21 protein-coding genes and 1 pseudogene are annotated in these 25,492 nt (G+C 72.9%); 9 read left to right on the top strand and 13 right to left on the bottom strand.

The window, feature by feature from the left end; genetic code table 11:
• Positions 1 to 68 precede the first annotated feature (68 nt).
• The 4 genes from BJF79_RS03910 to BJF79_RS03895 all read right to left on the bottom strand — a co-directional run bounded on the left by BJF79_RS03910 (position 69) and on the right by BJF79_RS03895 (position 4,257).
• Positions 69 to 881 (bottom strand): 4Fe-4S dicluster domain-containing protein, encoded by an 813-nt coding sequence (locus BJF79_RS03910; protein WP_262401493.1) that lies wholly within the window; start codon positions 879 to 881, stop codon positions 69 to 71.
• 215 nt (positions 882 to 1,096) lie between these two features.
• Positions 1,097 to 2,128 carry a fumarylacetoacetate hydrolase family protein gene (locus BJF79_RS03905; protein ID WP_143219682.1) on the bottom strand — a complete coding sequence of 344 codons (1,032 nt, stop codon included), beginning with the start codon at positions 2,126 to 2,128 and terminating at the stop codon, positions 1,097 to 1,099.
• A gap of 15 nt (positions 2,129 to 2,143) precedes the next feature.
• Positions 2,144 to 3,082 (bottom strand): VOC family protein, encoded by a 939-nt coding sequence (locus BJF79_RS03900; RefSeq protein ID WP_075895015.1) that lies wholly within the window; start codon positions 3,080 to 3,082, stop codon positions 2,144 to 2,146.
• A gap of 17 nt (positions 3,083 to 3,099) precedes the next feature.
• Positions 3,100 to 4,257 (bottom strand): FAD-dependent monooxygenase, encoded by a 1,158-nt coding sequence (locus tag BJF79_RS03895; protein ID WP_262401492.1) that lies wholly within the window; start codon positions 4,255 to 4,257, stop codon positions 3,100 to 3,102.
• 200 nt (positions 4,258 to 4,457) lie between these two features.
• Here BJF79_RS03895 and BJF79_RS03890 point away from each other — a divergent pair, with 200 nt between their 5' ends.
• A complete protein-coding gene (locus BJF79_RS03890) occupies positions 4,458 to 4,745 on the top strand; it encodes a DUF3303 family protein (protein ID WP_075895017.1) in 288 nt (95 codons plus the stop codon).
• 42 nt (positions 4,746 to 4,787) lie between these two features.
• Here the strand turns inward: BJF79_RS03890 and BJF79_RS03885 are convergent, their stop codons facing one another.
• Positions 4,788 to 5,930 (bottom strand): acyl-CoA dehydrogenase family protein, encoded by a 1,143-nt coding sequence (locus tag BJF79_RS03885; protein ID WP_075895014.1) that lies wholly within the window; start codon positions 5,928 to 5,930, stop codon positions 4,788 to 4,790.
• A 73-nt stretch (positions 5,931 to 6,003) separates the two neighbouring features.
• Between BJF79_RS03885 and BJF79_RS03880 the strand changes: the two genes are divergently transcribed.
• A complete protein-coding gene (locus BJF79_RS03880) occupies positions 6,004 to 6,588 on the top strand; it encodes a TetR/AcrR family transcriptional regulator (protein ID WP_075895013.1) in 585 nt (194 codons plus the stop codon).
• 106 nt (positions 6,589 to 6,694) lie between these two features.
• On the opposite strand, the gene BJF79_RS03875 is transcribed toward BJF79_RS03880, so the two are convergent.
• From BJF79_RS03875 to BJF79_RS03855, 5 genes are all read right to left on the bottom strand, one after another.
• Positions 6,695 to 7,294, bottom strand: coding sequence for a GTP-binding protein (locus tag BJF79_RS03875; RefSeq protein ID WP_075895012.1), 600 nt, complete (start codon positions 7,292 to 7,294; stop codon positions 6,695 to 6,697).
• Entirely contained in the window at positions 7,275 to 7,649 is a 375-nt protein-coding gene (locus BJF79_RS03870) for a DUF742 domain-containing protein (protein WP_075895011.1), read from the bottom strand. Before BJF79_RS03870 ends, BJF79_RS03875 begins: the two co-directional genes overlap by 20 nt.
• A gap of 11 nt (positions 7,650 to 7,660) precedes the next feature.
• Positions 7,661 to 8,101 carry a roadblock/LC7 domain-containing protein gene (locus BJF79_RS03865; RefSeq protein ID WP_083733147.1) on the bottom strand — a complete coding sequence of 147 codons (441 nt, stop codon included), beginning with the start codon at positions 8,099 to 8,101 and terminating at the stop codon, positions 7,661 to 7,663.
• A complete protein-coding gene (locus tag BJF79_RS03860; protein WP_075895009.1) occupies positions 8,098 to 10,650 on the bottom strand; it encodes a nitrate- and nitrite sensing domain-containing protein in 2,553 nt (850 codons plus the stop codon). The genes BJF79_RS03865 and BJF79_RS03860 overlap by 4 nt, the downstream gene beginning before the upstream one ends.
• A 449-nt stretch (positions 10,651 to 11,099) precedes the next feature.
• Positions 11,100 to 11,936 carry a TIGR03620 family F420-dependent LLM class oxidoreductase gene (locus BJF79_RS03855; protein ID WP_075895008.1) on the bottom strand — a complete coding sequence of 279 codons (837 nt, stop codon included), beginning with the start codon at positions 11,934 to 11,936 and terminating at the stop codon, positions 11,100 to 11,102.
• A 225-nt stretch (positions 11,937 to 12,161) separates the two neighbouring features.
• On the opposite strand from BJF79_RS03855, the pseudogene BJF79_RS03850 reads away from it, so the two are divergent.
• A pseudogene (locus BJF79_RS03850) lies at positions 12,162 to 14,698 on the top strand (ATP-dependent Clp protease ATP-binding subunit).
• Between the two features lie 60 nt (positions 14,699 to 14,758).
• Here BJF79_RS03850 and BJF79_RS03845 read toward each other — a convergent pair.
• Both BJF79_RS03845 and BJF79_RS03840 read right to left on the bottom strand, forming a co-directional pair.
• Positions 14,759 to 15,931, bottom strand: coding sequence for an amidohydrolase family protein (locus BJF79_RS03845; protein ID WP_075895007.1), 1,173 nt, complete (start codon positions 15,929 to 15,931; stop codon positions 14,759 to 14,761).
• A 96-nt stretch (positions 15,932 to 16,027) separates the two neighbouring features.
• Positions 16,028 to 17,512, bottom strand: a complete 1,485-nt coding sequence (locus tag BJF79_RS03840) for a CoA-acylating methylmalonate-semialdehyde dehydrogenase (protein ID WP_075895006.1) — start codon at positions 17,510 to 17,512, stop codon at positions 16,028 to 16,030.
• Positions 17,513 to 17,978: 466 nt separating this feature from the next.
• Here BJF79_RS03840 and BJF79_RS03835 point away from each other — a divergent pair, with 466 nt between their 5' ends.
• Complete coding sequence (locus BJF79_RS03835; protein WP_075895005.1) at positions 17,979 to 19,142, top strand: aromatic ring-hydroxylating oxygenase subunit alpha; 1,164 nt, start codon at positions 17,979 to 17,981, stop codon at positions 19,140 to 19,142.
• Between the two features lie 108 nt (positions 19,143 to 19,250).
• Here BJF79_RS03835 and BJF79_RS03830 read toward each other — a convergent pair whose 3' ends face one another.
• Positions 19,251 to 20,774: an aldehyde dehydrogenase family protein gene (locus tag BJF79_RS03830; protein WP_075895004.1), complete on the bottom strand. Its 1,524-nt coding sequence runs from the start codon at positions 20,772 to 20,774 to the stop codon at positions 19,251 to 19,253.
• Between the two features lie 156 nt (positions 20,775 to 20,930).
• On the opposite strand from BJF79_RS03830, the gene BJF79_RS03825 reads away from it, so the two are divergent.
• From BJF79_RS03825 to BJF79_RS58325, 5 genes are all read left to right on the top strand, one after another.
• Positions 20,931 to 22,175, top strand: a complete 1,245-nt coding sequence (locus tag BJF79_RS03825) for a cytochrome P450 (RefSeq protein WP_075895003.1) — start codon at positions 20,931 to 20,933, stop codon at positions 22,173 to 22,175.
• Between the two features lie 33 nt (positions 22,176 to 22,208).
• A complete protein-coding gene (locus BJF79_RS03820; RefSeq protein WP_262401491.1) occupies positions 22,209 to 23,249 on the top strand; it encodes an amidohydrolase family protein in 1,041 nt (346 codons plus the stop codon).
• Positions 23,246 to 23,461, top strand: coding sequence for an amidohydrolase family protein (locus BJF79_RS58335; RefSeq protein WP_262401490.1), 216 nt, complete (start codon positions 23,246 to 23,248; stop codon positions 23,459 to 23,461). Before BJF79_RS03820 ends, BJF79_RS58335 begins: the two co-directional genes overlap by 4 nt.
• Before the next feature lie 778 nt (positions 23,462 to 24,239).
• Positions 24,240 to 25,217: a thiamine pyrophosphate-dependent enzyme gene (locus BJF79_RS58330; protein WP_262401489.1), complete on the top strand. Its 978-nt coding sequence runs from the start codon at positions 24,240 to 24,242 to the stop codon at positions 25,215 to 25,217.
• Positions 25,184 to 25,492, top strand: a 309-nt coding sequence (locus BJF79_RS58325; RefSeq protein ID WP_262401488.1) for a hypothetical protein, incomplete at its 3' end; no start/stop codon positions are given. The genes BJF79_RS58330 and BJF79_RS58325, both read left to right, overlap by 34 nt.

The following is a 25,492-nucleotide window of genomic DNA, read 5'->3' as shown; positions in this document are numbered from 1 at the left end:
GCCCTGCCCGATCATCGCCTCCCGGTCGCCGCGCCCCCGGACGCCGTCGCGCCCCACGTCCGATGTGCTCATCGGTTCCCTCCCCGCGGGCCGTGGGCGCGAACACCGCGGCGAGCGCCGCCCGCCAGCGCGGCCGCCGCCGCGCCCGCGTGCCGCCACATCGACGGCAGGTCCCGCGTGGTGACGACCGGGTCGGGGGGCAGCCCGTACACCTCCGGCTCGTCCAGCAGCAGGAAGAACGCGCCGTCGCCCCCCACCCCGTCCTCCGGGTCGTGCCCGTACAGGCGCGCGTCCTCCACCCCCATGCCGTGGAGCTGCTCGACGCGCATCGCGGCCCGCTCCCGCAGCTCGTCCAGCGGCCCGTACTGGATCGAGTCGGTCGGGCACGCCTTCGCGCACGCCGGTTCCATCCCCACGCCGAGCCGGTCGTAGCACAGCGTGCACTTCCACGCCCGCCCGTCGCCCTTGCGCTGGTCGATGACGCCGTAGGGGCACGCCGGGATGCAGTACCCGCACCCGTTGCAGATGTCCTCCTGCACCACGACCGTGCCGAACTCGGTCCGGAACAGCGAACCGGTCGGGCAGACGTCCAGGCACGCCGCGTGCGTGCAGTGCTTGCAGACGTCCGACGCCATGAGCCAGCGCAGCCCGCCGTCGCCCTCGGCGGACGGGACGGTCGCGTCGTCCGGCCGCGTCGACACCGGCTTGTCCTGCTCGATGAACGCGACGTGCCGCCAGGTGTCGGCGCCGAGCCCCTGCGTGTTGTCGTAGGACATGCCGGTGAACTCCAGGCCGTCCTCGGGGACCGCGTTCCACTCCTTGCAGGCCACCTCGCACGCCTTGCAGCCGATGCACACGGACGTGTCGGTGAAGAACCCCATCCGGGGCGGATGGTCGCGATGCCCGGCGTCTCCCGCCACGTCGGGTTCGGGACCCGCGAGCAGGTTGCGCCCGACGAGCGTCCCGTCGGATCCGGAGCGGCCCATCCGATGCCTCCATCCCGGTGGTGCGTGCTTCCCGGTGTCGCATGGCTCCGCCCGCCGCACGGCGCGCGTCGGCGCGCGGAGTGCCTGCACCCTTCCCGGCACACGCCCCCCTACACGTCCCGGCCCCCGGCGGCCGCGACGCATCGGTGGCGCGTGGGCGGGTCAGGGGCGCGGGGGCAGGTCCGGGCGTGTCCGGGGGCGGTCGCGTGCGGGCGGGACGGGCGGTGCCGTGGGCGGCCCTCGACCACGCGGTTCGACACCGCGCCGATGCCCTCGACGGTGAGGGTGACGAGGTCGCCGGGACGCAGCGGCGGCGGCTCGTCCGACCCGCCGCGCAGCCCCCACAGCTCGGCGAGGCAGCCGCCGTTGCCGCAGGTGCCCGAGCCGAGGACGTCGCCCGCCCGCACCCGCGTGCCGCGCGACGCGTAGGCGACGAGGTCCTCGAAGGGCCACCCCATGTTCGACAGCAGGTCGCGGCCCACGACCTCGCCGTTGACCTCGGCGGTCAGCGCGAGCCGCAGGAACCCGTCGGCGTCGCGGAACGGTTCCAGCTCGTCCGCGGTGACGAGCCACGGGCCGAGCGTCGACGCGAAGTCCTTGCCCTTGCACGGGCCGAGGCCGACCCGCATCTCGCGGGACTGCAGGTCCCGCGCCGACCAGTCGTTGAAGATCGTGTATCCGGCGATGTGCCCGCGCGCGGCGTCCGGCGTCAGGTCGCCGCCGTCCCGGCCGATGACCGCCGCGACCTCCAGTTCGAAGTCGAGCGCGGCCGAGCCCGGCGGGACCGGCAGGTCGTCGCGGGCGCCGATCAGCGCGTGCGGGTTCGTGAAGTAGAACGTCGGCGCGTCGTACCAGGCGTCCGGGACGCCCGACGCGCCGTCCACCGCGCGGCGCACGCCCTCGACGTGCTCCTCGAAGGCGACGAAGTCCCGGACGGACGGCGGTTCGACGGGCGGCAGGAGCCGCACGTCCGCGAAGGCCACGGGCGGGCCGTCCGGCGCGGGCGGGCCGCCGGGGCCGGACGGGCCGAGGACGCCGAGGAGGTCGATCAGGCGCGTCCCGTCCGGGAACGGCCGGATCCCCTCGGGGCCGACGACGCCGCAGCGGACGCGGCCCGCGTGCTCGAAGGTGGCGAGGCGCATGGGGACTCCCGGGGGTCAGACGGGCGGGGCGACGAACACGCCGCGGTCGGGGTCGTTGAACGATTCCTTCGCGACCAGTTCGTTCATCGGGTTCGCGGTGCCCCACTGGTCGGTGACCTCGGGCCGCGAGAAGTCGTAGACGTGCGGGTGCCAGGCGTCCTCGTCGAGCGTTTCGAGTTCGGTGGTGTACTCGACGGTGTTGCCGTGCGGGTCGAGGAAGTACGAGAACGTGTTGTCGCCCGCCAGGTGCCGGCCGGGCCCCCAGATCATCCGGACGCCCGCGCGCAGCAGCCGCCCGGTCCCGTACATGTACTCGTCCAGCCCGCGCATCTCGAACGAGACGTGGTGGACGGACGCGTGCGGCCCCTTCGCGATCGCGAGGCTGTGGTGCTGCGGGTTGCAGCGCATGAAGTGCATGACCTCGCCCATGTGCGGCGACGACAGCGTGTCGCTCAGCGCGAAGCCGAGGTGCGTCTCGTACCAGCGGCGGGTCGCGTCGAGGTCGGGGGAGTTCAGCACGACGTGCGACAGCCGCACCGGGACGGCCTCGCGCTCCTCCACCTTCCGGTGCGCGCGGACGGCGACGTCGGCCGACACCTCGATCGTGCGGCCGTCGACGTCGAAGAACCGGAAACCGTAGCCGCCGCCGGGCGTCCGCAGCGTCCCCGGTTCGCCGATCAGCCGGACGTCCGCGGCGCGCAGCCGCTCGGCGAGCGCGTCCACCTCGGCGGGCGACGCGGCACCGAACGCGACGAGGTCGAGCCGCTTGTCGACGTCCTTGCGCAGCCGCACGACGTACTGCTCGGGCGACCCCTCTGCGGCGAGGAACGAGATGCCGGAGTCGTTCGCGACCTCGGTGAGGCCCCAGACGCCGGAGTAGAAGTCGCGCTGCCGCTCGTAGTCGGGCACCGCGAGGTCGACATGTCGGAGATGGGTGATGAGACGGTCGGTCATGGTGACTCCTCGCGAGATCAGGGGCGTTCGGTGACGAGGGCGCTGATCCGGCCCATCAGGCCGGGCACGTCGGCGTCGGGGGAGGGGTTCAGCTGCCACTCGCCGAGCCGGACCGACGCCTCCACGACGGCCTTCGCGCGCTCGTACCGGCGGTCCATGAACGCGTCGAACACGTCCCGGCCGATGCCGTCGGCGGCGAGCAGCAGCTCGGCGAGGACGGCCGCGTCCTCCAGGCACTGCGCGGCGCCCTGCGCGAGCGTGGGCGGGCACGCGTGCGCCGCGTCCCCGATCAGCACCGTCCGGCCCCGGTTCCACGGCCGCTCCACCAGCAGCGACTCGAACCACGTGTAGTTGATGCCGGCCGGGTCGGTGATGCCGTCGCGGATCTCCGCCCACGCCCCGCCGTACGCCGCGGCGAGCGCCCGCATGTGCGCGGGCTTGTCGGCGTCCGCGATCGACTCGCGCGGACGCGCCCGCTCCACCAGGTACGCGTACATCGTGTCGGGCCCGGTCGGGCAGTACCCGGCGATGAAGCACGCCCCGCCGTAGATCAGGTCGGTGCGCTCGACGTGCTCGGGCCGCCGCGTGTGGACGCGCCAGATGCCCATCCCCGTCGGCTCCGGTTCGGCGTCGATCCCGATGAGCCCCCGCACCTTCGACCGGACGCCGTCCGCACCGACCACGAGGTCGTAGCGGGCCGTCGTCCCGTCCGACAGGCGCACCGCCACGTGGTCGCCGCGGTCGTCGAGGGCGTCCACGGTGCACCCGAACCGGATGCGGGCCCCCGCGGCGCGCGTCGCGTCCGCCAGGATCCGGTTCAGGTCCGGGCGGTACATGCCGAGGGTCGCGGGCAGGTCGGGGCCGCCCGTCCGGGCGTCGGGGATCTCGGCGAGCAGGCTCCCGTCCGGCGCCCGCAGACCCAGCTCGTCGAACGCGAACCCGGCCGCCGCGACCCGCTCCCAGACGCCGAGGTCCCGCAGCACCCGCAGCGCGTTGCCCTGCAGCGTGATGCCGGACCCGAGCGCCGCGGGCCAGCGGGTCGAGCTCGGCGACGTCCACCGCGACGCCCGCGCGGGCCAGCAGGACCGCCAGCGCGGGGCCCGCGGTCCCCGCGCCGACGATGAGGACCTTCTCCACGGCGGCTCCCTTCGGTCGGTGGTCCAACCTTGGGTCACCGGGCACTGATCAGGGAAATCGATTCCCTATATGCAGACGATCCACCGCATGGATGCCCATCGAAGCCCGAGGTCACGCACCGCCGCCGCGAGCAGGGAGGTTTATCCCGGACCCCCGGGGCAGGGTGACGGCGACGTCGCGGGGGCTTCGAGGAGCGCGAAGGCCGCGCGGGCCCCGGCGACCGGGGGGAGTGAGCACGATGAGAGTGATGCTCAGGGCACGGCTCGACACCCAGATCGCGAACGAGCTGATCGAGGACGGCACGCTGCCGAAGCTCATGCAGTCGGTGATGGAGCGGATCCAGCCCGAGGCGGCCTACTTCCACGGCTACGACGGGGGACGGGCCTGCACGCTCGTCTTCGACATGCGGGACAGTTCGCAGCTGCCGTCCATCGCGGAGTCGTTCTTCCAGAAGCTCGGCGCGGAGGTCGAGATCACCCCGGCGATGAACGTCGAGGACATGCAGAAGGGGCTCGCCGCCCTGTAGAGCCGGCGGAGCGCGCGGCCCGGGATCACCGCGCGCTCGCCCTCAACGGGCCAGATGCCGCGAGATCACGAGCCGCTGGATCTGGTTCGTCCCCTCGAAGATCTGCATGACCTTCGCCTCGCGCATGTTGCGCTCCACCGGGAAGTCGCGCGTGTAGCCCGCGCCGCCGAGCACCTGCACGGCGTCCGTCGTCACCTTCATCGCGTTGTCGGTCGCGACCAGCTTCGCCACCGACGCCTCCCGCCCGTACGGCAGCCCCGCGTCCTTCAGCCGCGCCGCCGCCAGGTACGTCGCCCGCGCCGACACGATCGCCGCCTCCATGTCGGCGAGGACGAACGCGAGCCCCTGATGCTCGATGATCGCCTTGCCGAACGCCTCGCGCTCCTTCGCGTACGCCACCGCCGTGTCGAGCGCCCCCTGCGCGAGGCCCGTCGCGACCGCCGCGATGCCGAGCCGTCCCGCGTCCAGCCCCGCCAGCGCGATCGACAGCCCCTGCCCCTCGCGTCCGATCAGGTGGTCCGCCGGAACCCGGACGCCCTCCAGCCGCACCGTCGCGGTCGTCGAGCCCATCAGGCCCATCTTGTCCTCGGGCTCGTCGAACTCCAGCCCGGGGACCCCCGCCGGGACGTGGAAGCACGAGATCCCGCGCGCCCCGTCGTCCGACGTCCGCGCCATCACCGTGTAGAAGTCGGCCTTCCCGCCGTGCGTCGTCCACGCCTTCGCGCCGCTCAGCACGTACGCGTCGCCGTCGCGCACCGCCTTCGCGCGCATCGCCGCCGGGTCCGACCCCGCGTGCGCCTCCGACAGGCAGTACGCGCCGAGCAGCTCGCCCGACAGCATGTCCGGCAGCCAGCGCGCGCGCTGCTCGTCCGTCCCGAACGAGAACAGCGGGAAGCACGACAGCGCGTGCACGCTCGTCCCGACGCCCACGCTCGCCCACACCGCGCCGATCTCCTCCAGAACCTGGAGGTAGACCTCGTACGGCTGGGCCCCGCCGCCGAACTCCTCCGGGTACGGGAGCGTCAGCAGCCCGGCCCGCCCCAGCGTCGTGAACACCTCGCGCGCGAACTCCCCGGTGCGCTCGGCGTCCGCGACCCGCGGCGCCAGCTCCTTGGCCGCGATCTCCCGGGTCAGGGCGATCAGGTCCGCCGACTCCTCGGTCGGCAGGTGGCGGATGGCGGGCATGGGCGGCTCCTCTCGTCCCTCCCGACGGTACCAAAGCCGGTACCAGCGAACGCGTTTTGGTACTGTTCCGGCCATGACCCCGGTGGACGGCACGCCACGGACCCGCGCGGAACGCCGCCGCGCCGACCTCGTCGACCGCCTCACCGACCTGTTCCTCGCCCGCGGCTTCGCCGGGCTCGGCGTCGCCGACCTGGCCGCCGAGCTGCGCTGCTCCAAGAGCACCCTCTACACGGTCGCCGCCAGCCGCGAGCAGATCATCGTCACGGTCGTCCGCGCCTTCTTCCGCCGCGCCACCGGGCGCGTCGAGGCCGCCCTCGACGCGGTCCCCGAACGGGACGGCCCGCGCGAGCGCGTCGGCGCGTACCTGCGGGCCATCTCCGCCGAACTCGCCCCCGCGTCCCCCGCCTTCTTCGCCGACCTCGACGCGTTCCCCCCGGCCCGCGAGATCTACGAGGAGAACACCGGCTTCGCCGTCGAACGCGTCCGCGGCCTGGTGCGCGAGGCGTCCCCGGGCGCCGACGCCGCCTTCGTCGGCGCCGTCGCCGGACAGGTCATGGAGTCGATCCACCGCGGCGACATCAAAGCCCGCACCGGCCTCGACGACTCCGCCGCCTACGCCGCCCTCGCCGCCCTGATCGTCGCCCGAATCCAAGCCTGACCCCGCCCCGGCGCGCGTCGGCCCGCCCCGCGCGTCCGCCTGCGACCCCGTGCGGAGTCCGGGGGCGGTCACCCCGGCGGCCGGAGCGGAGCGGAGGCCGCCGGTTTCAGTAGCCCGCCTGCTGGAGCGAGTGCTCCACCAGCTTCACGAGGATGTTCTTGGCGACGTCCGGACGGCGGACGTCGCAGAGCACCACGGGGACGTGCGGGTCGACGTCCAGCGCGTCGCGGATCTCCTCGGCCGTGTAGCGGCGGGCGCCGTCGAACACGTTCGCGGCGATGACGAACGGGATCTCGCGCTGCTCGAAGAAGTCGATCGAGGCGAAGCTCGTCGTGAGGCGGCGCGTGTCGACGAGGACGACCGCGCCCACCGCGCCGTAGGCGATCTGGTCCCACATGAACCAGAAGCGTTCCTGGCCGGGCGTCCCGAACAGGTACAGCCGCACGCCGCCGGAGAAGGTGATGCGGCCGAAGTCCATCGCGACGGTCGTGGTGGTCTTGCCCTCCACGCCCCGCAGGTCGTCCACGCCGGTGGAGGCGTCGGTGAGGGTCTCCTCGGTGCGCAGCGGCCGCACCTCGCTGACCGCGCTCACCAGCGTCGTCTTCCCGACGCCGAAACCGCCCGCCACCAGGATCTTCAGCGTGTGCAGCGGGACGTCGTCGTCCCGCGCGGCGGCGGGGACGGCGTCAGAGGCGGCGAAGTTCATCGAGCACTCTCATCAGTAGCCGGGGGTCGGGTCGGTCGGCGGGCCGGGCCTGCTGCACCTCTTCGATGAGGCCGTAGTGGTGCAGGTCCTCCAGCAGGATCTGCACCACCCGGAACGGCAGGTCGGTCTCCGAGGCCAGGTCGGCGGGGGTGGAGGGCCGCCTGCACAGCTCCAGCAGCTCGCGCTGCTCGCGCGACAGCCAGACCCGCTCGCCCGGGGCGCGGCCGGTCGCGACCAGCACCGTGACCAGGTCGAGGACGAGCCCGCGGGTGCGGGTGCGGCCGCGCGTCATCGCGTACGGCCGCACGACCGGGCCCGCGTCCCGGCCGACCCAGCGCTCTCTCGGCGTCTCCACGGCCGCCCGCCTCAGCCCGCGGCGCCGGCCCGCATCGCCGGGTCGTCGGGGCCGGACGAGCGCGGCGCCGTGCCCAGCTGGCGCCGTACCCGCTTGATCAGCATGGTGGTCTCGTAGGCGACGAGACCGGCGTTGCCGCCCGCGTCGCTCAGCACGGCGAGGCAGCTGCCGTCGCCCGCGGGCATGATGAAGAACAGCATGCCGTCCAGCTCGACGACGGTCTGGCGCACGTGCTTGGCCTGGAAGTGCTCCCGCGCGCCGTTGGCCAGGCTGTGGAAGCCCGACGACAGCGCGGCCAGGAACTCGGCGTCCTTGCGGGTGACGCCGCCCGAAGCCCCCATGACCAGCCCGTCGCGGGACAGCAGCACCGCCTGATGCACCTCGCCGACCCGTTCGACCAGGTCGTCGAGCAGCCAGTCGAGCTCACCCGTCGCGTGCCCCTGCTGCTTCATGATCGCCCCCATTCATCGCGTGGTTCGAGTTCCTCCGGCTCGTCGCCGTCGTCTCTGCCGCGCAGCCACCCCGACTGTAGCGAGGACATCAGGTCGCGGCTGAGCTCCGGGCTCGGCTCCGGGAAGTCGTCTTCGGCCGGGTCGTCGGCCGGCGGCGCGGGCCGCCGGCGCAGCTGCGGCGCGAGGTTGCGCTGCCGGACCCGCTTGGGCAGCCGCCCGGTCACCTCGCTCGACTCGGCCGCCTCGTCCGCTCCCGGATCCGCCGGGACGGACGGTTCCGCGTGCATCCCCGCGTCCGGTTCGGCGATCGGCGCCGCGAGGTGCTGGGGCCGGTAGGCGGGCGGGGGCACGTCGAACGGCTCGACGCTCGGCGCGTCGAACGGCACCGCCCGCGGCTCGGCGACCGGCACGACCCGCGGGACCGGCACGTCCGGCACGTCCGGACGTCCGGTGCGGCGGGGGTCGCGGGCGGCACGGCGGGCGGGGTGTAGGTCGGCGTGGGCGGGCCGGGCAGTTCCGGGCGGGCGCCGCGCCCGAGGCGCGGCAGCGACTCCAGCCGGGTGACCGACGGGCCGCGCGTCCGGACGGGCCGGGCCCGCGGCCGCGGCCACGACGGCCCCCGCGGGCCGCAGGTCGTCGTCCGCCGTGACCAGCGAGTGCGGGACCAGGACGATCGCGGCCGTGCCCCCGTACGCCGACTGCTGCAGCGACACCTTGACGCCGTGCCGCGCCGCCAGCTTCGCGACGACGAACAGCCCGAGCCGGTCGGTGTCGGCGAGGTCGAACTCGACGTCGCTGGCGAGCCGCCGGTTCAGTTCGGCGCGTTCCTCCTCGCTCAGCCCGATGCCCCGGTCGACGACCTCGACGGCCAGCCCGTTGGCGACGGTGTCGACCTTGACGGTCACCTCGGTGGCGGGCGGGGAGAACGCCGCGGCGTTCTCGATCAGCTCGGCCAGCAGGTGGATGACGTCGGCGACCACGGTGCCGATCACGGCGGCGGCCGAGGACCCCGACACCACCACCCGCGTGTAGTCCTCGACCTCGGCGATCGCGGCCCGCACGACGTCCTCCGCCGGGACCGGGCTGTCCCAGGCGCGGACCGTCGGGGAGCCCGACAGGATGACCAGGCCCTCGGCGTGCCGCCGCATCCGGGTGGTGAGGTGGTCGAGGCGGAACAGGTCGTCGAGTTCCTCGGGGCTGGACGCGCGGCGCTCCATCTGGTCGAGCAGCCGCAGCTGGCGGTGCAGCAGCGACTGGCTCCGCCACGACAGGTTGATGAACACGCGGTTGATCCCGGCGCGCAGTTCGGCCTCCGCGATCGCTTCGCCGATCGCGGTCCGCTGCACGGCGTCGAACGCCTCGCCGACCAGCGCGATCTCGGTCGTCCCGCCGGCCGCGGGCGGCGGCGCGGCGGACTCGACGTCCACCGGCTCGCCCTTGCGCAGCCGCGCCACGACCGCGGGCAGCCGCTCGTGCGCGAGCCGCTGCGCGGTCTCCTGGAGGCGGCGCAACTCGTCGGTGAGCCGCCGCGCGAACAGCAGCGACAGCCCGATGGAAGCGATCACCGCGAGCAGGCCGACGCCGCCCACCGCGTAGAACCCGCGCATGATCCGGTCTCCGGCGGGGTCGACGTACTCGCTGGTGAGGGAGTTGTTGCCCTGCAGCGCCGCGCGCAGCCAGACCTGGTCGAGCTTGTCGATCGTGGCGCGCCACTCCCGGCGCGAGGGCGCGACGCCGTTGTTGACGACGCCGCCCTCCAGCGTCGTGTACGCGGTGTACTCGCCGGAGTCGGCGAGACCTTCCATCATCGCGGCGATCTCGCCGTCGGCGCCGGCGCGGCCCAGCGCGAAGAACTGCTCCCGGGTGCCCGCCCAGGACGCGAACGCGGCGCGGCTCACGGTGTCCATGCGGCCGCCGCCGAGCGCCGTCAGCAGCGTGTCCTCGCGGAGCATGAACTCCCGCGCCCAGTAGGTGTGCAGGAGCGCGTTGGTGTTCCGGTAGACGGCGATGTCGTCGACGCTGACCAGCGTCGCCAGCGTCCGGATCACGGTGTCGATCACCGAGCTGTAGCCGTTGATCGCCGCCAGCGGGGTGGTGCCGCCGATCTCGATCTGGGAGCGCAGCGAGCCGAGGCCGTCGAACGCGCCGGTGTTCCACTCCACGCGCTTCTCGGTCCGCTCGTCCATGGCGTCGCGGGTCTCCTGCGACAGGGCGGAGGAACGCCACGCGGCCACGGCCGCGTCGGTCTTCTTCGCGAGTTCCTCGAAGCGCTTCTCGTCGGTGTCGCTGCCGGTCACCAGCACCCGGACGGCGGCGGCCCGCTCCTGCTGGACGGCTTCGACCGCCGACGTCGCGGGGACGCCGACGCTGTTGTAGACGGTCGAGAAGTCGAACCGCTGCAGGGCGTTGGTCAGCGTGACGGTGGCCGGGACCCCCCACATGACCAGCAGGGCGCTGAGCGGGATGGCCAGCAGCAGCGCGATCCGGCGCCGGATCGGGCGCGTGCGCCGCCGCGGGGGCGTCCCGCCCGCGTCCCGTGGGTTCGACACTGCTTCACTCTCCGCGCATTCATAACGGCTGTCACCAAAGGCCACGGAGCATACTTGCGTTTATTTGGCGAAGGCCAGAGGGGATGCCGGTTGAGGCCACCGCGACCCGCGATGTTGACGGAACGCGACGGCGTGATCACGTTCGATCGTTCCGAGTTGCATTCGGGAAGGCCGAGGTTGTAATGAGCGTCGGCGGGGTCGCTCCGTGCGTTCCCGCCGCCGTCCTCGATGATCACCGGACGGGACGCGCGGCGCCTGCGGCGTTCCGCACATGCGGGCCCGCCGGGGAGTCGAAAAGGCGGAAATCGCGTTCTTTGATACCGGCGCGCAAAAACGGGCCGAAGCACATCGGCCATTACGCTGCCGCGCTGCGATTCGAGGGACGCACCCGGCGCACCCGACGTTCGTCCGGATGCGTCCCGCAATTCTTTCGAGCGTCCGGAAAGATGTCAGAACGCGAGTTCGGCGGCCAGCGCCCGCAGCCCCGGAAGCGGATCCGCGTCGTTCTCGGTCAGCACCTGGACGGCCACGTGATCGGCGCCCGCGTCGTGGTGGGCCGCCAGCGCCGCCGCGACCGCCGCCGCGTCGCCGTGCGGGGCCAGCGCGTCGATGAGCGCGTCGCTGCCGCCGTCCGCGATGTCCTCCTCCGCCCAGCCGAGCCGCTCCAGGTTCGCGGTGTAGTTCCGCAGATGCAGGTACGGGTTCTCGACCTGCGGCCGGGCGACCGCGCGCGCCCGCTCCGGATCGGCGTCCACGACGACCTTCTGCTCGGGGGCGAGCAGCCGCCCGCCGCCCAGCTCCAGCCGCGCCCGGCGAGTGTGCTCGGGCGTCACCAGGTACGGGTGCGCGCCCATCGTCCGCTCGGCGGCCAGCCGCAGCACCTTCGGCCCGAGCGCGGCCAGCACCCGGCCGTACTCGGGGACGCCCGCGGCGTCCAGCCGGTCCAGGTAATCGACGATCACCTCGTACGGCGCCCGGTACTCCTGCGTCGCCTCCCGGTGCCCGATCCCGACACCGAGCAGGAACCGGTCGCCGTGGGCGTCGCGCAGGCTCCGGTAGGACGCCGCGGCCTCCTCGGCGGGCGTCGCCCACATGTTCACGATGCCGGTCGCGACCGTGATCCGCTCCGTCGCCGCGAGCAGCCGGTCGACGACGTCCGGATCGCCGGGCGACCCGCCCACCCAGATCGCGCCGTAGCCGAGCGCCTCGACCTCGCGCGCCAGTTCCGGCGTGAGCCCCGACCACCGGCGCCAGATGCCGTACCGGCCGATATCGATCTTCGTCATTGTCGCTCCAACATCGCGCCTCGCCGGGCTATGCCCGGCCCTGTCCGCCCCGTGCCCGCCGCCACGTCCACCGTGACGTCCACCGTCACATCTACCGGTCTTCCGGTGCGCGCGTCCCGATTCGCGGGCCGTGTTTCTCGGACTTCCCCACGGGCACGTCCTGAAGGATTGCGACGACCGGCGCGGGAACCGGGACGGGCCGGGCGAGGGGGAGGTTTTTCGATAATGACCGCGGGCTGGTACGGAGCGGGCGGAATGGACCCGTTCGAGGAGATGCTCGCCCGGTTCTTCGGGGCGCGGGCGCACCGCCGTCCGACGGAACGGGTCAGCATCGCCCGGCTGATGAGCGAACCGGCGCGCGAGCTCGTACGCGACGCCGCCGCGCAGGCCGCGCAGTGGGGCAGCCTCGACCTGGACACCGACCATCTGCTGTGGGCGGCCACCCGGCAGCAGGGCACCCGGCACTGGCTGGTGCGCGCCGGGGCCGATCCGGACAAGATAAAGAACGAGATCGAGGGCGGCGCCCGGCGCGGCGATCCGCGCGACGTCCCGCCGCAGCTGACGCCGTCCGCCAAGCGCGCCCTGCTGGACTCCCACCAGATCTCGCGCGCGCTCGGCTCGTCCTACATCGGGCCGGAGCACCTGCTGTTCGCGCTCGCCCTGGACCGCGACTCGCACGCCGGGCGCATCCTGGACGCCGAGCACGTGACGCCCGACGCGCTGCAGAACGCGGCGGCGGGCGGCGGGCACGGGCAGCAGCCCCCGGGCGGGGGCGGCGGCCAGCAGCCGACCGGCACCCCGACCCTGGACGAGTACGGCCGCGACCTCACCGAGTACGCCCGCGAGGGGCGCATCGACCCGGTGATCGGACGGTCCGCGGAGATCGAGCAGACCGTCGAGGTGCTGTCGCGGCGGACCAAGAACAACCCGGTGCTGATCGGCGACCCCGGCGTCGGCAAGACCGCCATCGCCGAGGGACTCGCCCAGCGCATCGTGGACGACGACGTGCCCGACACGCTGCGCGGCAAGCGGCTCGTCCAGCTCGACCTCGGCGGCGTCGTCGCCGGCACCCGCTACCGCGGCGACTTCGAGGAACGGCTGAAGAAGGTCATGGACGAGATCCGCGACCACTCCGACCAGCTCGTGATCTTCATCGACGAGATCCACACGGTGGTGGGCGCGGGCGGCGCGGAGGCGCGATGGACGCCGCCAACCTGCTCAAGCCCGCGCTCGCCCGCGGCGAGCTGCACGTGGTCGGCGCGACGACCATCGACGAGTACCGCCGCAACATCGAGAAGGACGCGGCCCTCGAACGCCGCTTCCAGCCGATCATGATCGCGGAGCCGTCCGTCGACGACAGCATCGAGATCCTGCGCGGGCTGAGCGACCGCTACGAGGCGCACCACCAGGTCCGGTTCACCGACGAGGCGCTCGTCGCGGCCGTCGACCTGTCCAGCCGCTACCTCACCGACCGGTTCCTGCCCGACAAGGCGATCGACATGATCGACCAGGCGGGCGCCCGCGTCCGGCTGCGCTCCCACACCATGGACGGCGGCCGCCGCGAGCTGGAGGACCGCCTCGAACGGCGCCGCCGCGAGAAGGACCAGGCCGTCTTCGACGAGGACTACGAGAAGGCGTCGCAGCTCCGCGACGAGATCGGCAACCTGGAGAACGACCTGGCCGCCGCGCGCACCGACGACGCGCCCTCGACCGTCCCGGAGGTCACCGCCGAGGACATCGCCGAGGTGATCTCGCGCATCTCCGGCGTGCCCGTCACCCAGCTCACCCAGGACGAGCGGGACCGCCTCGCGAGCCTGGAGGAGCATCTGCACGAGCACGTCGTCGGGCAGGAGGACGCGGTCGCCGCCGTCGCGCGCGCGGTCCGCCGCTCCCGCGCGGGGATGAGCGACCCGGACCGTCCGATCGGCGGGTTCCTGTTCCTCGGCCCCACCGGCGTCGGCAAGACCGAGCTGGCCAAGGCGCTCGCCGAGGCGCTGTTCGGCACCCGCGACCGGATGATCCGCTTCGACATGAGCGAGTTCCAGGAGCGGCACACCGTCAGCCGCCTGATGGGCGCCCCGCCCGGATACGTCGGCTACGAGGAGGCCGGGCAGCTCACCGAGGCCGTCCGCCGGCTGCCCTACTCGGTGATCCTGCTCGACGAGATCGAGAAGGCCCACCAGGACGTCTTCAACGTCCTGCTCCAGCTGCTGGACGACGGCCGCCTGACCGACGCGCAGGGCCGCACCGTCGACTTCCGCAACACCGTCGTCATCATGACCAGCAACCTCGGCTCCGAGCTGATCACCGGCCAGGTCGAGATGGGGTTCGGCACGGTCGGCGGCGACGGGCAGGGGGCCGCGCTCAGCGACCGCATCATGCGCCGCCTGGGCGAGGCGTTCCGCCCCGAGTTCCTCAACCGGATCGACGAGATCATCGTGTTCCAGCGGCTGGAGCCCGTCCAGCTCCGCCAGATCACCGACCTGATCCTGGACGAGACGCGCCGCCGCCTGCGCGCGCAGGACGTCACCGTCTCGTTCGGCGTCGAGGCGGTCGACTGGCTCGCCGAGCGCGGCTACCAGCCGGAGTTCGGCGCCCGCCCGCTGCGCCGCACCGTCCAGCGGGAGGTCGACGACCGGCTCTCCGACCTGCTGCTGTCGGGCGACCTCGCCCCCGGCCGGCACGTCGAGGTCACCGCGACGTCCGACGGCCTGGCCTTCGAGGTCACCGCGCCCGAACCGGCGCCGACCGCCGGACCCTGACCGCCGCGGCCGCCCGGGGCGGGGGAGACGCCCGCCCCGGGCGCGCGCGCCGGTCCCGGATCAGACGCGGTAGAGCTTCGCGGCGGTCTCGCCGAGCACCTTGCGGCGCGTCTCCGGCCGCAGCGCCGACATCCGCTCCTCGACCGCCGTCAGCGGGTCGGGGTAGAGGCAGGTCGGGTGCGGGAAGTCGGTCTCGAACATGACGTTGTCCTCGCCGACCCGGTCGATCATGTACTGGAGGTCGCCGCCGTTCTCCTCGAACCAGAACGTCGCGTACCAGTGGTCCTTGAAGTACTCGGACGGCTTGCGCGACAGTTCGGCCGCCTGCTGCGGCGCGTTCTCCATGATCTCGTAGTCGGCGGTCTCCATCATGAACGGGATCCAGCCCATGCCGCTCTCGACCGAGACCATCTTCAGCCCCGGATGCCGGTCGAAGATCCCCGCGTAGATGCTGTTGATCACGACCCGGGCGTTGTTGAGGAACAGCATTCCGCCGCCGACCGCGGGCTTGAGGTTCTGGTGCAGGGACGGCCAGAAGTACTTCCCGTAGAAGTTCAGTGAGGTCAGGCTGGCACCGATGTGGAAGTGCACGGGCAGCCGCAGGTCCGCGCACACCTCCCACAGCGCGTCCCAGTCGCGGTGCGCGAGGTCGGGTGCGCCGGTCTCCTGCGGGTCCGAGGTCATGTTCACGCCGCGGAAGCCCGCCGCCGCCGCGCGCTTCGCCTCCCGGACGCACTCGTCGACGCTCCACGCGGGCATGATCGCCATCGGCAGCAGCCGCTCGCCCGACACGTCCTGCAGCTCGGCCAGGTAGTCGTTGAAGATCTCGACGGTCAGCCGGCGCAGCGCCGGATCCTGCACGTTGTTGGAGATGCCCTGCCCGCCGATGCCGAGCGCGTTGGGGTAGAGCACCTGCGCGTGGAAGCCGTTCTGGTCCATGTACTCCAGGCGGGCCTCGTGGTCCCAGGCCGCGCGGTGCACCCAGTCGATGCCGTTGTTCTTGCTCTCCTCGAAGGGGAACTTGTCGCCGTCCCGGCTCACCACGCCGCCGCCGCGCGCCGGGCCGATCCGGCCGTCGCTCTCCACCACCCACCAGGGCTGCCCGTCGATGTCGACGACGCGGGGGAGGCGGTCCTCGTACCCCTTCGGCGCGCGCGTCGTGAAGATGTCGTGACGTTCGGTGAGGTGCGTGTCCGCGTCGATGACCCGCACCTCGTCGGCCAGCTTCACCATCTGCCCTCATTTCTCCGCCGCGGAACCGGCCCGCGTTTCCTGGAATGTATGCTCTCGGCCAAAGAGAAGCAAGTGTTCACTCTGTTATTCGGCCGCTCAGCGATTCTGCGGGAACCCGAGATCGATCGCGGACGAGGCCGGGTCGGGCCACCGCGACGTGACGACCTTCGACCTCGTGTAGAAGTCGACGCCCTCCGGCCCGTACATGTGCCGGTCGCCGAACAGGCTGGCCTTCCAGCCGCCGAAGCTGTAGTAGCCGACCGGCGTCGGGATGGGGACGTTGATCCCCACCATCCCGGCGTTCACCTCGAACTCGAAGCGCCGCGCCGCCCCGCCGTCGCGGGTGAACACGGCCGTCCCGTTGCCGTACCGGTTCTCGTTGATCAGCCGCAGGCCCTCCTCGTAGGAGCCCACCCTGGTCACCGCCAGCACCGGGCCGAAGATCTCGTCGTCGTAGCAGCGCATCCCGGGCCGGACGCCGTCGATCAGGCTCGGCCCGAGGAAGAACCCGCACGCCGGGACGTCCGCGCGCCCGTCCACGAGCACCGTGGCGCCCTCGGCGCTCGCCGCCGCCAGGTAACCGGCGACCCGGTCGCGGTGCTCGGCGGTGATCAGCGGGCCCATCTCGCTGTCGTCGCCCGCCGCCGGTCCGACCTTGATCCGCGGGATCCGCTCACGGATCCTGTCGATGAGGGCGTCGGCGACCGAGTCGATGACCAGCAGGACGCTGATCGCCATGCAGCGCTCGCCGGCCGAGCCGTAGGCGGCGCTCACCGCCGCGTCGGCCGCGACGTCGAGGTCGGCGTCGGGGAGGACGAGCATGTGGTTCTTCGCGCCGCCGAGCGCCTGCACGCGCTTGCCGTTGCGCGTCCCGGCCCCGTGGACGTGCTCGGCGACCGCCGTCGACCCGACGAAGCTGACCGCGGCCACGTCCTCGTGCGCGAGGATCCGCTCGACGGCCTCCGCGTCGCCGTTGACCACGTTGAAGCAGCCGTCCGGCAGCCCCGCCTCCCGCAGCAGCTCCGCGAGCAGCAGCGGGGCCGACGGATCGCGCTCGCTGGGCTTGAGGACGAACGTGTTCCCGCACGCCAGCGCGTTGGCGATCATCCACAGCGGGACCATCGCGGGGAAGTTGAACGGCGTGATCCCGGCGACGACGCCGAGCGGCTGCCGCACGCTGTGCACGTCGATGCCGGTCGCGGCCTGCTCGGTGTGCCCGCCCTTCAGCAGGTGGGGGATGCCGCAGGCGAACTCGACGTTCTCCAGCCCGCGGGCGACCTCGCCGAGCGCGTCCGACAGCACCTTGCCGTGCTCGGCCGACACCAGGAACGCGAGGTCCTCGCGGTTCGCCGCGACGAGCTCGCGGAACCGGAACATCACCTCGGCCCGCCGCGCCAGGCTCGTCGCGCGCCAGTCCGGGAACGCGGCCTTCGCGACCGCCACCGCGTGGTCGACCTCGTCCGCCGAGGCGAGATCGACCGCCGCCTGCCGCTCCCCGGTCGCCGGGTTCCAGACCGGCCCGGAGCGCCCGGACGAGCCCGGCACCAGCTTCCCGCCGACCCAGTGCGAAATCCGCCTCATATCCAGGTTCCCGCCTTCGTCTCGATCCGACCGGGCTCGGGCCACGCGTCCCCGACACTACGGTCGCCGACCCGGAGGAAGCAAGCATTCACTCCCTAACTCTGCAACGCCACCGAGACGGCTCAGAGTGTCTTCGAGAGCGCCTACGAGGCGCACAGCGTCTCCGCAGACAAGATGACCGACGAGCCCGTCCAGGCCACACCGCACCGCATCGCACCGCGCCGCGCCGCGATCGACGCGGCGGGCGCCCGCCCCGTCCTCTGGACCGGCCCCTGCGGGCGGGCGCCTGGTCGAGCGCTTCCAGCGCTACCGCAAGCGTGACCGGCGACGACGTGAGGCCGAAAGACGGCCGGCGCCGCCGCGGCGGGATCCATTGCGGAGTGAGTAATTACTGTCTAAGCTCCCATACAGGATGGGTGTGTGATGCCGGTCACCGGGCGGCGCCCGGCCGATGAGGAGGACGATCGTGGACAGGGAAGCCCTGGAGCGCAGGATCGCGCGCCGGTTGCTGGACCACATCGAGAACCGGACCACCGACCTCGCCGACGACATGATGGAACTGTCGACGGACGTCTACTCGGAGGCGCACCAGGAGAAGGAGGTCGAGGTCCTGTTCCGTGACCGGCCGCTCGTCCTGTGCCTGTCGGGCGCGCTGCCGGGCCCCGGCACCTTCCGCACCGTCGACCTGTGCGGGACGCCGCTGCTGCTGACGCGCGACGCCGGCGGCCGCGTCCACGCCTTCGCCAACGCCTGCCGCCACCGGGGAGTGCGGGTCGTCGACGGCGCGGGCGAGGCGAAGAAGTTCACCTGCCCGTTCCACGCCTGGACCTACGACCTCACCGGCGACCTCGTCCGCGTCCCCGTCGACGACGCCTTCGCGGGGATGTGCAAGGAGGACAAGGGCCTGGTGGAACTGCCGGTCGCCGAGGGCCGCGGCCTCGTCGTCGGCCGCCTCCGGCCCGGCCCCGCCGTCGACATCGACGACTACCTCGGCCCGGACCTCGCGGACGAACTCGGCATGCTCGACTTCGCGGACTGGAAACCGCACGGCGAACCCCACGTGCACCGCGTCGGTGCCAACTGGAAGGTCACGCTCGACACCTTCCGCGAGAACTACCACTTCAACTACCTGCACCGGCGCACGCTCGCCTCGTACGCGCACGGCGGCGTGCTGACGTTCGACGCCTTCGGCCCCCACCTGCGCAACTGCTCGGCGCTGCGCTCGATCGACGAGCTGCTCGGCCGGCCGGAGGACGAGTGGGGCGACGTGACCCGGCACTTCAGCTACCAGTACCAGCTGTTCCCCAACACCAGCCTGACCTTCGACAGCCGCCACATCGAGCTGTGGCAGATCCTCCCGGTCGACGCCCGCACGTCCGAGGTCGTGCACACCGCCTACCTGCGTCCCGGCCTGAGCGAGGAGGAGCGGGCGAAGGTCGTGGAGATGGCGCCGTGGATCTGCGACACGGTGGTGGACGGCGAGGACTTCTGGGTCGCCGGACGGACCGAGCCCGGCGTCCGCACCGGACTGCTCGACACCGTGGTGTTCGGGCGCAACGAACCCGCGCCCCAGCACCTGCACCGCGGCTTCGCCGCCGCGCTGGCCGAGCCCCGCTACCGGGTTCGTTGATCTGCGGCGTGTTGCCCTGACTCGGGCTCCCATAAGGGCAACACGCCGCAGATCAACATCGGAAGGGGGCGTCGGGTCGGCGGATGTTCGTGGCACCGCGGTGGCCGGTCAGGCGGTGTCGATCCATACGGACTTGACGTTGAGGTACTCGTCGAGCGAGTGCGGCCCCATCTCGCGGCCGTACCCGCTCGCCTTGTACCCGCCGAAGGGCACGGCCGGGTCGAACAGGAGGGCCGTGTTGACCCAGACGGTCCCGGCCCGCATCTCGCTCGCGAGCCGGTGCGCCTTGCCCACGTCCCGCGTCCAGATGCCGCCCGCGAGCCCGAAGGACGTGTCGTTCGCGCGGTCCGCGACCTCCTCCGGCGAATCGAACGGCAGCACGGACGCGACGGGCCCGAAGATCTCCTCGCGGGCGACCCGCATGTCGTCGCGCACGTCCGCGAGGACGGTCGGGGCCACGAAGTAGCCCTTGGCCAGCTCGCCGGTCTCGACGCGCGCGCCGCCCGCGGCGGTGCGGGCGCCCTCCGCGCGGCCCGCGTCGAGATACCCGGTCACGCGCCGCAGCTGCTCCGCCGACACCAGCGGCCCGATCCGGGTCTCGGGGTCCAGGCCGTCGCCGACCTTCAGCCCGTTCGCGAACTCCGCGACGCCGTCGACGAACTCGTCGTAGATCGTCCGCTCGACGTAGACGCGCGTGCCCGCGCAGCAGATCTGGCCGGAGTTCGAGAAGACGCTCATCGCCGCGCCGGGGACCGCGCGCGCCAGGTCGGCGTCCGCGAACACCACGTCGGGGGACTTGCCGCCGAGTTCGAGCGACAGCCGCTTCAGGTTCCCGGCGGACGCCTCGACGATGCGCCGCCCGGTCTCGGTGGAGCCGGTGAACGCCACCTTGTCGACGCCGTGATGCCCGGCGAGGGCCGCGCCCGCCCCGGCGCCGCCCGTCACGATGTTGACGACGCCGTCCGGGAGCCCGATCTCGGCCAGCAGCTCACCGAGCCGGACGGCGACGAGGCTCGCCTCCTCGGCGGGCTTGAGCACCATCGTGCAGCCGGTGGCCAGCACCGGGGCGATCTTCCAGATCGCGTTGCTGATCGGCCGGTTCCACGGGACGATCGCCGCGACCACCCCCACCGGTTCCTTGAGCGTGTAGCTCAGGACCGACCCCGGCACGGAGTTCGGGATCGTCTCGCCGTGGATCTTCGTGGCCCATCCGGCGAAGTAGCGCAGCACCTCCGACTCCCAGGCGGGGGCGGGACGGGAGCGGCGGCGGCCGATCGGCGAGCCCATGTCGAGCACTTCGAGGAGCCGCAGCTCCTCGTAGTTCTCCTGGACGGCGTCCGCGAACCGCCACAGCAGCGCCTGCCGGTCGCGGGGTTTGGCGCGGCGCCACGGGCCGTCGAACGCGGCCCGGGCCGCCGCGACGGCGCGGTCGGCGTCCCGCGGGCCCGCCTCGGCCAGTTCGGCGATCACCTCGCCGGTCGACGGGTTGACGCTCGGGAACGTCGCGCCCGACTCGGCGTCGACCCACCGGCCGCCGACCAGCAGCTTCTTGGGCCGCCCGTCGAGCAGGGGCGGCACCGGCACGTCGGGACGGGACAGGGTCGGCGCGGCGGGCGGTGTGGGGGCCTCCATGCCTCCGAACTGTAGACAGCGAACCCTCTAAATAAAAGAGCATTCACTCTTTTAGCTACCTCTCTCACCCTAGAAAGTGACTGCTCACCTTGTTACATTGCTGTGCAGGTGCTCAGGGCGATCGCCTGGCAAGGGCGCGACCAGGCAGGGGAGAGCATGGAGAAGACCACCTCGGGATCCGCCTCGGGATCCGGACCGCTGCCCGACGACTGGTGCGAGCGGCACTTCGACCACCTGTCGCCGGACCTCGCCGACACGATGCCGGAGACGATGGCGCGGATGCGCGAGCTGTGCCCCGTCGCCCGCAGCGACGAGCACGGCGGCTTCTGGGTGGCGACGCGCTACGAGGACGTCCTCCGCGTCGCCCAGGACTGGGAGGTGTTCAGTTCCGCGCACGGGCTCGGCGTGTCCAAGGCCGCGACGGTCGTCCGCAACCTCCCGGTCCAGGCGGACCCGCCCGAGCAGCGCATCTACAAGCGCCTCATCAACCCCTTCTTCACCCCGGCCGCCATCGCGCCGTGGGAGGCGCCCACCCGCGAGCTCGTGACCCGGCTCATCGACGCGTTCGCCGAGGACGGCGAGTGCGAGTTCATGGACGCGTTCGCGCGGCCGCTGCCCAGCCTGGCGTTCTTCGAACTCGCGCTCGGCGCGCCCCCCGGGGACCTGGACGAGGTCGCCCGCCTCGCGTCGAAGTCGTCGGTGCCCGACGACCCGGAGGCGCGCGACTGCTGGCTCGGCCTGTACGAGTGGATCAAGGAGTTCACGGCCCGGCGGCGCGCGGAGCCGCCGCGCGGGGACGTCGTCGACGCGGTGCTGAACGCGGAGATCGACGGCCGCCCGATCACCGAGGACGAGATCATCGGGACCGTCCAGCTGCTGATCCTCGGCGGCCTGGAGACCACCGCGGGCGCGCTGGGGCTGATGGTCGACCGGTTCTGCGCCGAGCCGGAGATCCCCGCGCTGCTGCGCGAGCGTCCCGAGCTGATCCCGGAGGCCGTGCAGGAACTCCTGCGCCTGGAGCCGTCGTTCGTCTCCGTCGCCCGCACCGTGATGCGCGACACCGAACTCGGCGGCCGTCCGCTCAAGAGGGGCGACAAGGTCCTGCTGCACTGGGCGTCCGCCAACCGGGACGGCGGCGAGTTCGCCGACGCCGACCGGTTCGACCTCGGCCGCGAGCGCAACCGGCACCTCGCCTTCGGCGCGGGCCCGCACCGCTGCGCCGGATCGAACCTCGCCCGCCTGAACCTGCGGGTGGCGCTGGAGGAACTGCTCGGGCGGCTGGACGGCATCGAACTGCGGGCGGGCGCGCACGTCCGCTACCACCGGGGCATGACCCGCTCCCCGCTCACCCTGCCGATCACCTTCACGCCCGGCCCGCGCCTCGGGCCCGCCGCGTCCTAGCACCCTGCCGACACCGCTCCTGGGAGGTCGCACATGGCCGAGCGGACGCTCCTGAAGAACGCACGCGTGCTCGCCTGCTCCGGCGATCCGCACGAGAGACCCGCCGCCGCCGACGTCCTGATCGAAGACGACCGGATCGCCGCGGTCGCGCCCGGCGGGCTCGACCCCGACCCCGCGTCGGCGCGGATCGTCGACCTGCACGGCGCGACCGTCCTGCCCGGCCTCGGCGACGCCCACGTGCACATCAGCTGGCCGCTGGACTTCGTGTTCGACCACGCCGGCATCGCCGCCACGCCGCCCGCCGAGCACATGCTCGACGTCGCCGCGGTCATGCGGACGTTCCTGGAGAGCGGCTACACGACCGTCATCGGCGCCGGGGTCACGCAGCCGCACGACGACCTGCTCGCCCGCGACGCGATCGACCGGGGGCTGATCCCGGGGCCGCGGATCGTCCCGAGCGGGCCCATGGTCGCCGAGGTCGGCGGGCTCGGCGCGGACGGCGAGCTGATGGAGGTCGCCGGGACCGCCGCCGAGCTGCGCGACATCGTCGCCCGCCAGTGCGACACGGGCGTCCGGGCGCTGAAGCTGTTCATCTCCGGCGACGGCGTCGTCCCCGAGTACCCGTCCGAGGACGTGTACATGAACGACGAGATGCTGGCGGCCGCCGTCGCGGAGGCCGACCGGCACGGCGCGTTCATCACCGTGCACGCCCGCGGCTCGGCGAGCGTCGCGATGGCGGCCCGCACCGGTGTCCGCATCGTCCACCACGCCTGCTTCCTCGACGACGACGCCGTCAAGGCGCTCGAAGCGCGGCGCGGCGACGTGTGGGTGTGCCCCGGGCTCCACTACCTCTACGCGATGGTGAACGGGCACGCCGAACCGTGGGGCATGACGCCCGAGCGGATCGAGGCGTCCGGCTACCCCCGCGAACTGCGGTCGCAGATCGAGGGGATGGCGATGCTGCGCGACGCCGGCATCGCGATCCTGTCGGGCGGCGACTTCGGCCACCAGTGGACGCGCCACGGCACGTACGCCGCCGAACTGCGCAGAGATACGTCGAGCTGGCGGGCATGACGCCGGCCGAGGCGATCTGCACCGCCACCCGCAACATGGGACCGGCCGCCCGCCTCGACATCGGGCAGGTCCGGGCCGGGTACCTCGCCGACCTGCTGATCGTCGACGGCGACCCCGCCGCGGACGTGACCGTCCTGCAGCGCCCCGAACTCCGCCGGGCCGTCATGAAGGGCGGCGGGTTCGCCTACGTCAACCCCGGGGTCCTCTCGTGACGGGTCCGCTCGCGACGCTGTCCGGGGTCGACGCGCTGGTGCGGCTGCTCCTCCTCCGCCGCGAACTGGACGAACGCGACGGCCTCGACACCGCCACGATGGTCTCCGGGTATCCCGGGTCGCCGCTGGGCGGCTTCGACCTGAGCATGGACCGCATGGCGGACGCCCTCGCCGCGCACCGCGTCGTGCACCGGCCCGGCCTCAACGAGGAACTCGCCGCCGCGACCGTCTGGGGCAGCCAGATGGGCGCGGTCGTCGACTACGACGGCGTCGACGGCGTCGCGGGCGCCTGGTACGGCAAGGGCCCGGGCCTCGACCGCTGCGGGGACGCGCTGAAGCACGCGAACGCGATGGGCGCGGGCCCCAACGGCGGCGCCGTCATGTTCTGCGGCGACGACCCGGCCGCCAAGTCGTCCACGCTCGCCTGCGACAGCCACTTCACCTTCGAGGACGCCTGCGTCCCCGTGCTGTTCCCCGGCGACCAGCAGGACGTCCTCGACCTCGGCGTGCACGCGTTCCGGCTCTCCCGCTACGCGGGCGCGTGGGCCGGGATGAAGATCGTCACCGCGGTCGCGACGGTGTCGGCACCGTGGACCTCGACCCGTCCCGGCACGCGCCGCGCGACCCGGCGGACGTCGTCATCGGCGGGCGCCCGTGGAAGCACGAACCCCTCGCCACGATCGGCCCGCACGCCGTGCCCCGGCAGGAGGAACTGGTCGTCGACCACCGCCTCCGCGCCGCCCGCGCGTACGCGCGCCACAACGGGCTCGACCGCGTCGTGGGCGCCGCGCCCGGGGCGCGCCTCGGGGTGGTGTGCGCGGGCAAGACCTACTTCGACGTGCTGCAGGCGTTCGCCGACCTCGGGGTGTCCGCCGGGGAACTCGCGGACGCGGGCGTCCGGATCCTGAAGCTCGGCATGACGTATCCCCTCGTCGAGGAGACGGTCACCGAGTTCGCCGCGTCCGTCGGGGAACTCGTCGTCATCGAGGAGAAGCGGCCGTTCGTCGAGACCCGGCTGCGGGGCGTCCTGCACGAGGCGCGCAGCACCGTCCCGGTGCTCGGCAAGCGCGACCGCTCCGGGGAGACGCTCGTCCCGCAGGCCGGGGAGCTGGACGCGTCCGCGGTCGCGCCCGTCCTCACCCGGCTGCTGCCCGCGCTCGCGCCGCGCGTCGGCGCGCCGCGCGGAGGTACACGTCGCCGGACGCTGCCGCTCGTGCAGCCGCCGTCCCGCTCGCCCGGGTACTGCAGCGGCTGCCCGCACAACCGCTCCACGGTCGTCCCGGACGGCGCGCTGGTCGGCGGGGGAGTCGGCTGCCACGGCATCATGTACTTCGAGGCGCGCAACCGGGGCCTGCGCAGCCTCCCGCCGACCCCGATGGGCGCCGAGGGCGTCCCGTGGACGGGTCTCGCCCCGTTCGTCGCCGAACCGCACGTCGTCCAGAACATCGGCGACGGCACCCTCAGCCACTCCGGGACGCTCGCCGTCCGCGCGAGCGTCGCCGCGGGCGTCGACATCACGTTCAAGATCCTCTACAACGCGGCCGTCGCGATGACCGGCGGCCAGGACGTCACCGGGCTGATGGACGTGCCCGCGATGACGCGCGCGCTGCACGCCGAGGGCGTCCGGAAGATCGTGGTGTGCGCCGAGGACCCGAAACGCTACGGCCGCCGCGCGCGCTGGGCGCCCGGCGTCGAGGTCCACGGCGCGACCGGCTGCCCGAGGTGCAGGAGGAGCTCCGGCGCGTCCCCGGCGTGACCGTCGTCGTCTACGACCAGCGGTGCGCGGCCGAGGCGCGGCGGCTGCGCAAGCGCGGCCTGCTGCCCGAACCGCCGCGCCGCGTCGTGATCAACGAGGCCGTCTGCGAGGGCTGCGGCGACTGCGGCGCCAAGAGCAACTGCCTGTCGGTGCTGCCCGTCGGCACCGAGTTCGGCGAGAAGCGGCGGATCCACGACCCGTCCTGCAACCGCGACTACACCTGCCTCGACGGCGACTGCCCGTCGTTCGGTGACCGTCACGCCCCCGGCGCGCGG

Source organism: Actinomadura sp. CNU-125 (assembly GCF_001942465.1).
GTDB lineage: Bacteria > Actinomycetota > Actinomycetes > Streptosporangiales > Streptosporangiaceae > Spirillospora.
This window is presented reverse-complemented; position numbering and strand designations above follow the sequence as displayed.

Excerpts from the sequence above, each read along its gene's own strand:
- BJF79_RS03845 (WP_075895007.1), bottom strand. The coding sequence starts at position 15,931 with ATGGTGAAGCTGGCCGACGAGGTGCGGGTCATCGACGCGGACACGCAC.
- BJF79_RS03825 (WP_075895003.1), top strand. The coding sequence starts at position 20,931 with ATGGAGAAGACCACCTCGGGATCCGCCTCGGGATCCGGACCGCTGCCC.
- BJF79_RS03900 (WP_075895015.1), bottom strand. The coding sequence starts at position 3,082 with ATGACCGACCGTCTCATCACCCATCTCCGACATGTCGACCTCGCGGTG.
- BJF79_RS03830 (WP_075895004.1), bottom strand. The coding sequence starts at position 20,774 with ATGGAGGCCCCCACACCGCCCGCCGCGCCGACCCTGTCCCGTCCCGAC.
- BJF79_RS03820 (WP_262401491.1), top strand. The coding sequence starts at position 22,209 with ATGGCCGAGCGGACGCTCCTGAAGAACGCACGCGTGCTCGCCTGCTCC.
- BJF79_RS03890 (WP_075895017.1), top strand. The coding sequence starts at position 4,458 with ATGAGAGTGATGCTCAGGGCACGGCTCGACACCCAGATCGCGAACGAG.
- BJF79_RS03910 (WP_262401493.1), bottom strand. The coding sequence starts at position 881 with ATGGGGTTCTTCACCGACACGTCCGTGTGCATCGGCTGCAAGGCGTGC.
- BJF79_RS03865 (WP_083733147.1), bottom strand. The coding sequence starts at position 8,101 with ATGAAGCAGCAGGGGCACGCGACGGGTGAGCTCGACTGGCTGCTCGAC.
- BJF79_RS03875 (WP_075895012.1), bottom strand. The coding sequence starts at position 7,294 with ATGAACTTCGCCGCCTCTGACGCCGTCCCCGCCGCCGCGCGGGACGAC.
- BJF79_RS58335 (WP_262401490.1), top strand. The coding sequence starts at position 23,246 with ATGACGCCGGCCGAGGCGATCTGCACCGCCACCCGCAACATGGGACCG.
- BJF79_RS03880 (WP_075895013.1), top strand. The coding sequence starts at position 6,004 with ATGACCCCGGTGGACGGCACGCCACGGACCCGCGCGGAACGCCGCCGC.
- BJF79_RS03885 (WP_075895014.1), bottom strand. The coding sequence starts at position 5,930 with ATGCCCGCCATCCGCCACCTGCCGACCGAGGAGTCGGCGGACCTGATC.
- BJF79_RS03855 (WP_075895008.1), bottom strand. The coding sequence starts at position 11,936 with ATGACGAAGATCGATATCGGCCGGTACGGCATCTGGCGCCGGTGGTCG.
- BJF79_RS03905 (WP_143219682.1), bottom strand. The coding sequence starts at position 2,128 with ATGCGCCTCGCCACCTTCGAGCACGCGGGCCGCGTCCGCTGCGGCGTC.
- BJF79_RS03840 (WP_075895006.1), bottom strand. The coding sequence starts at position 17,512 with ATGAGGCGGATTTCGCACTGGGTCGGCGGGAAGCTGGTGCCGGGCTCG.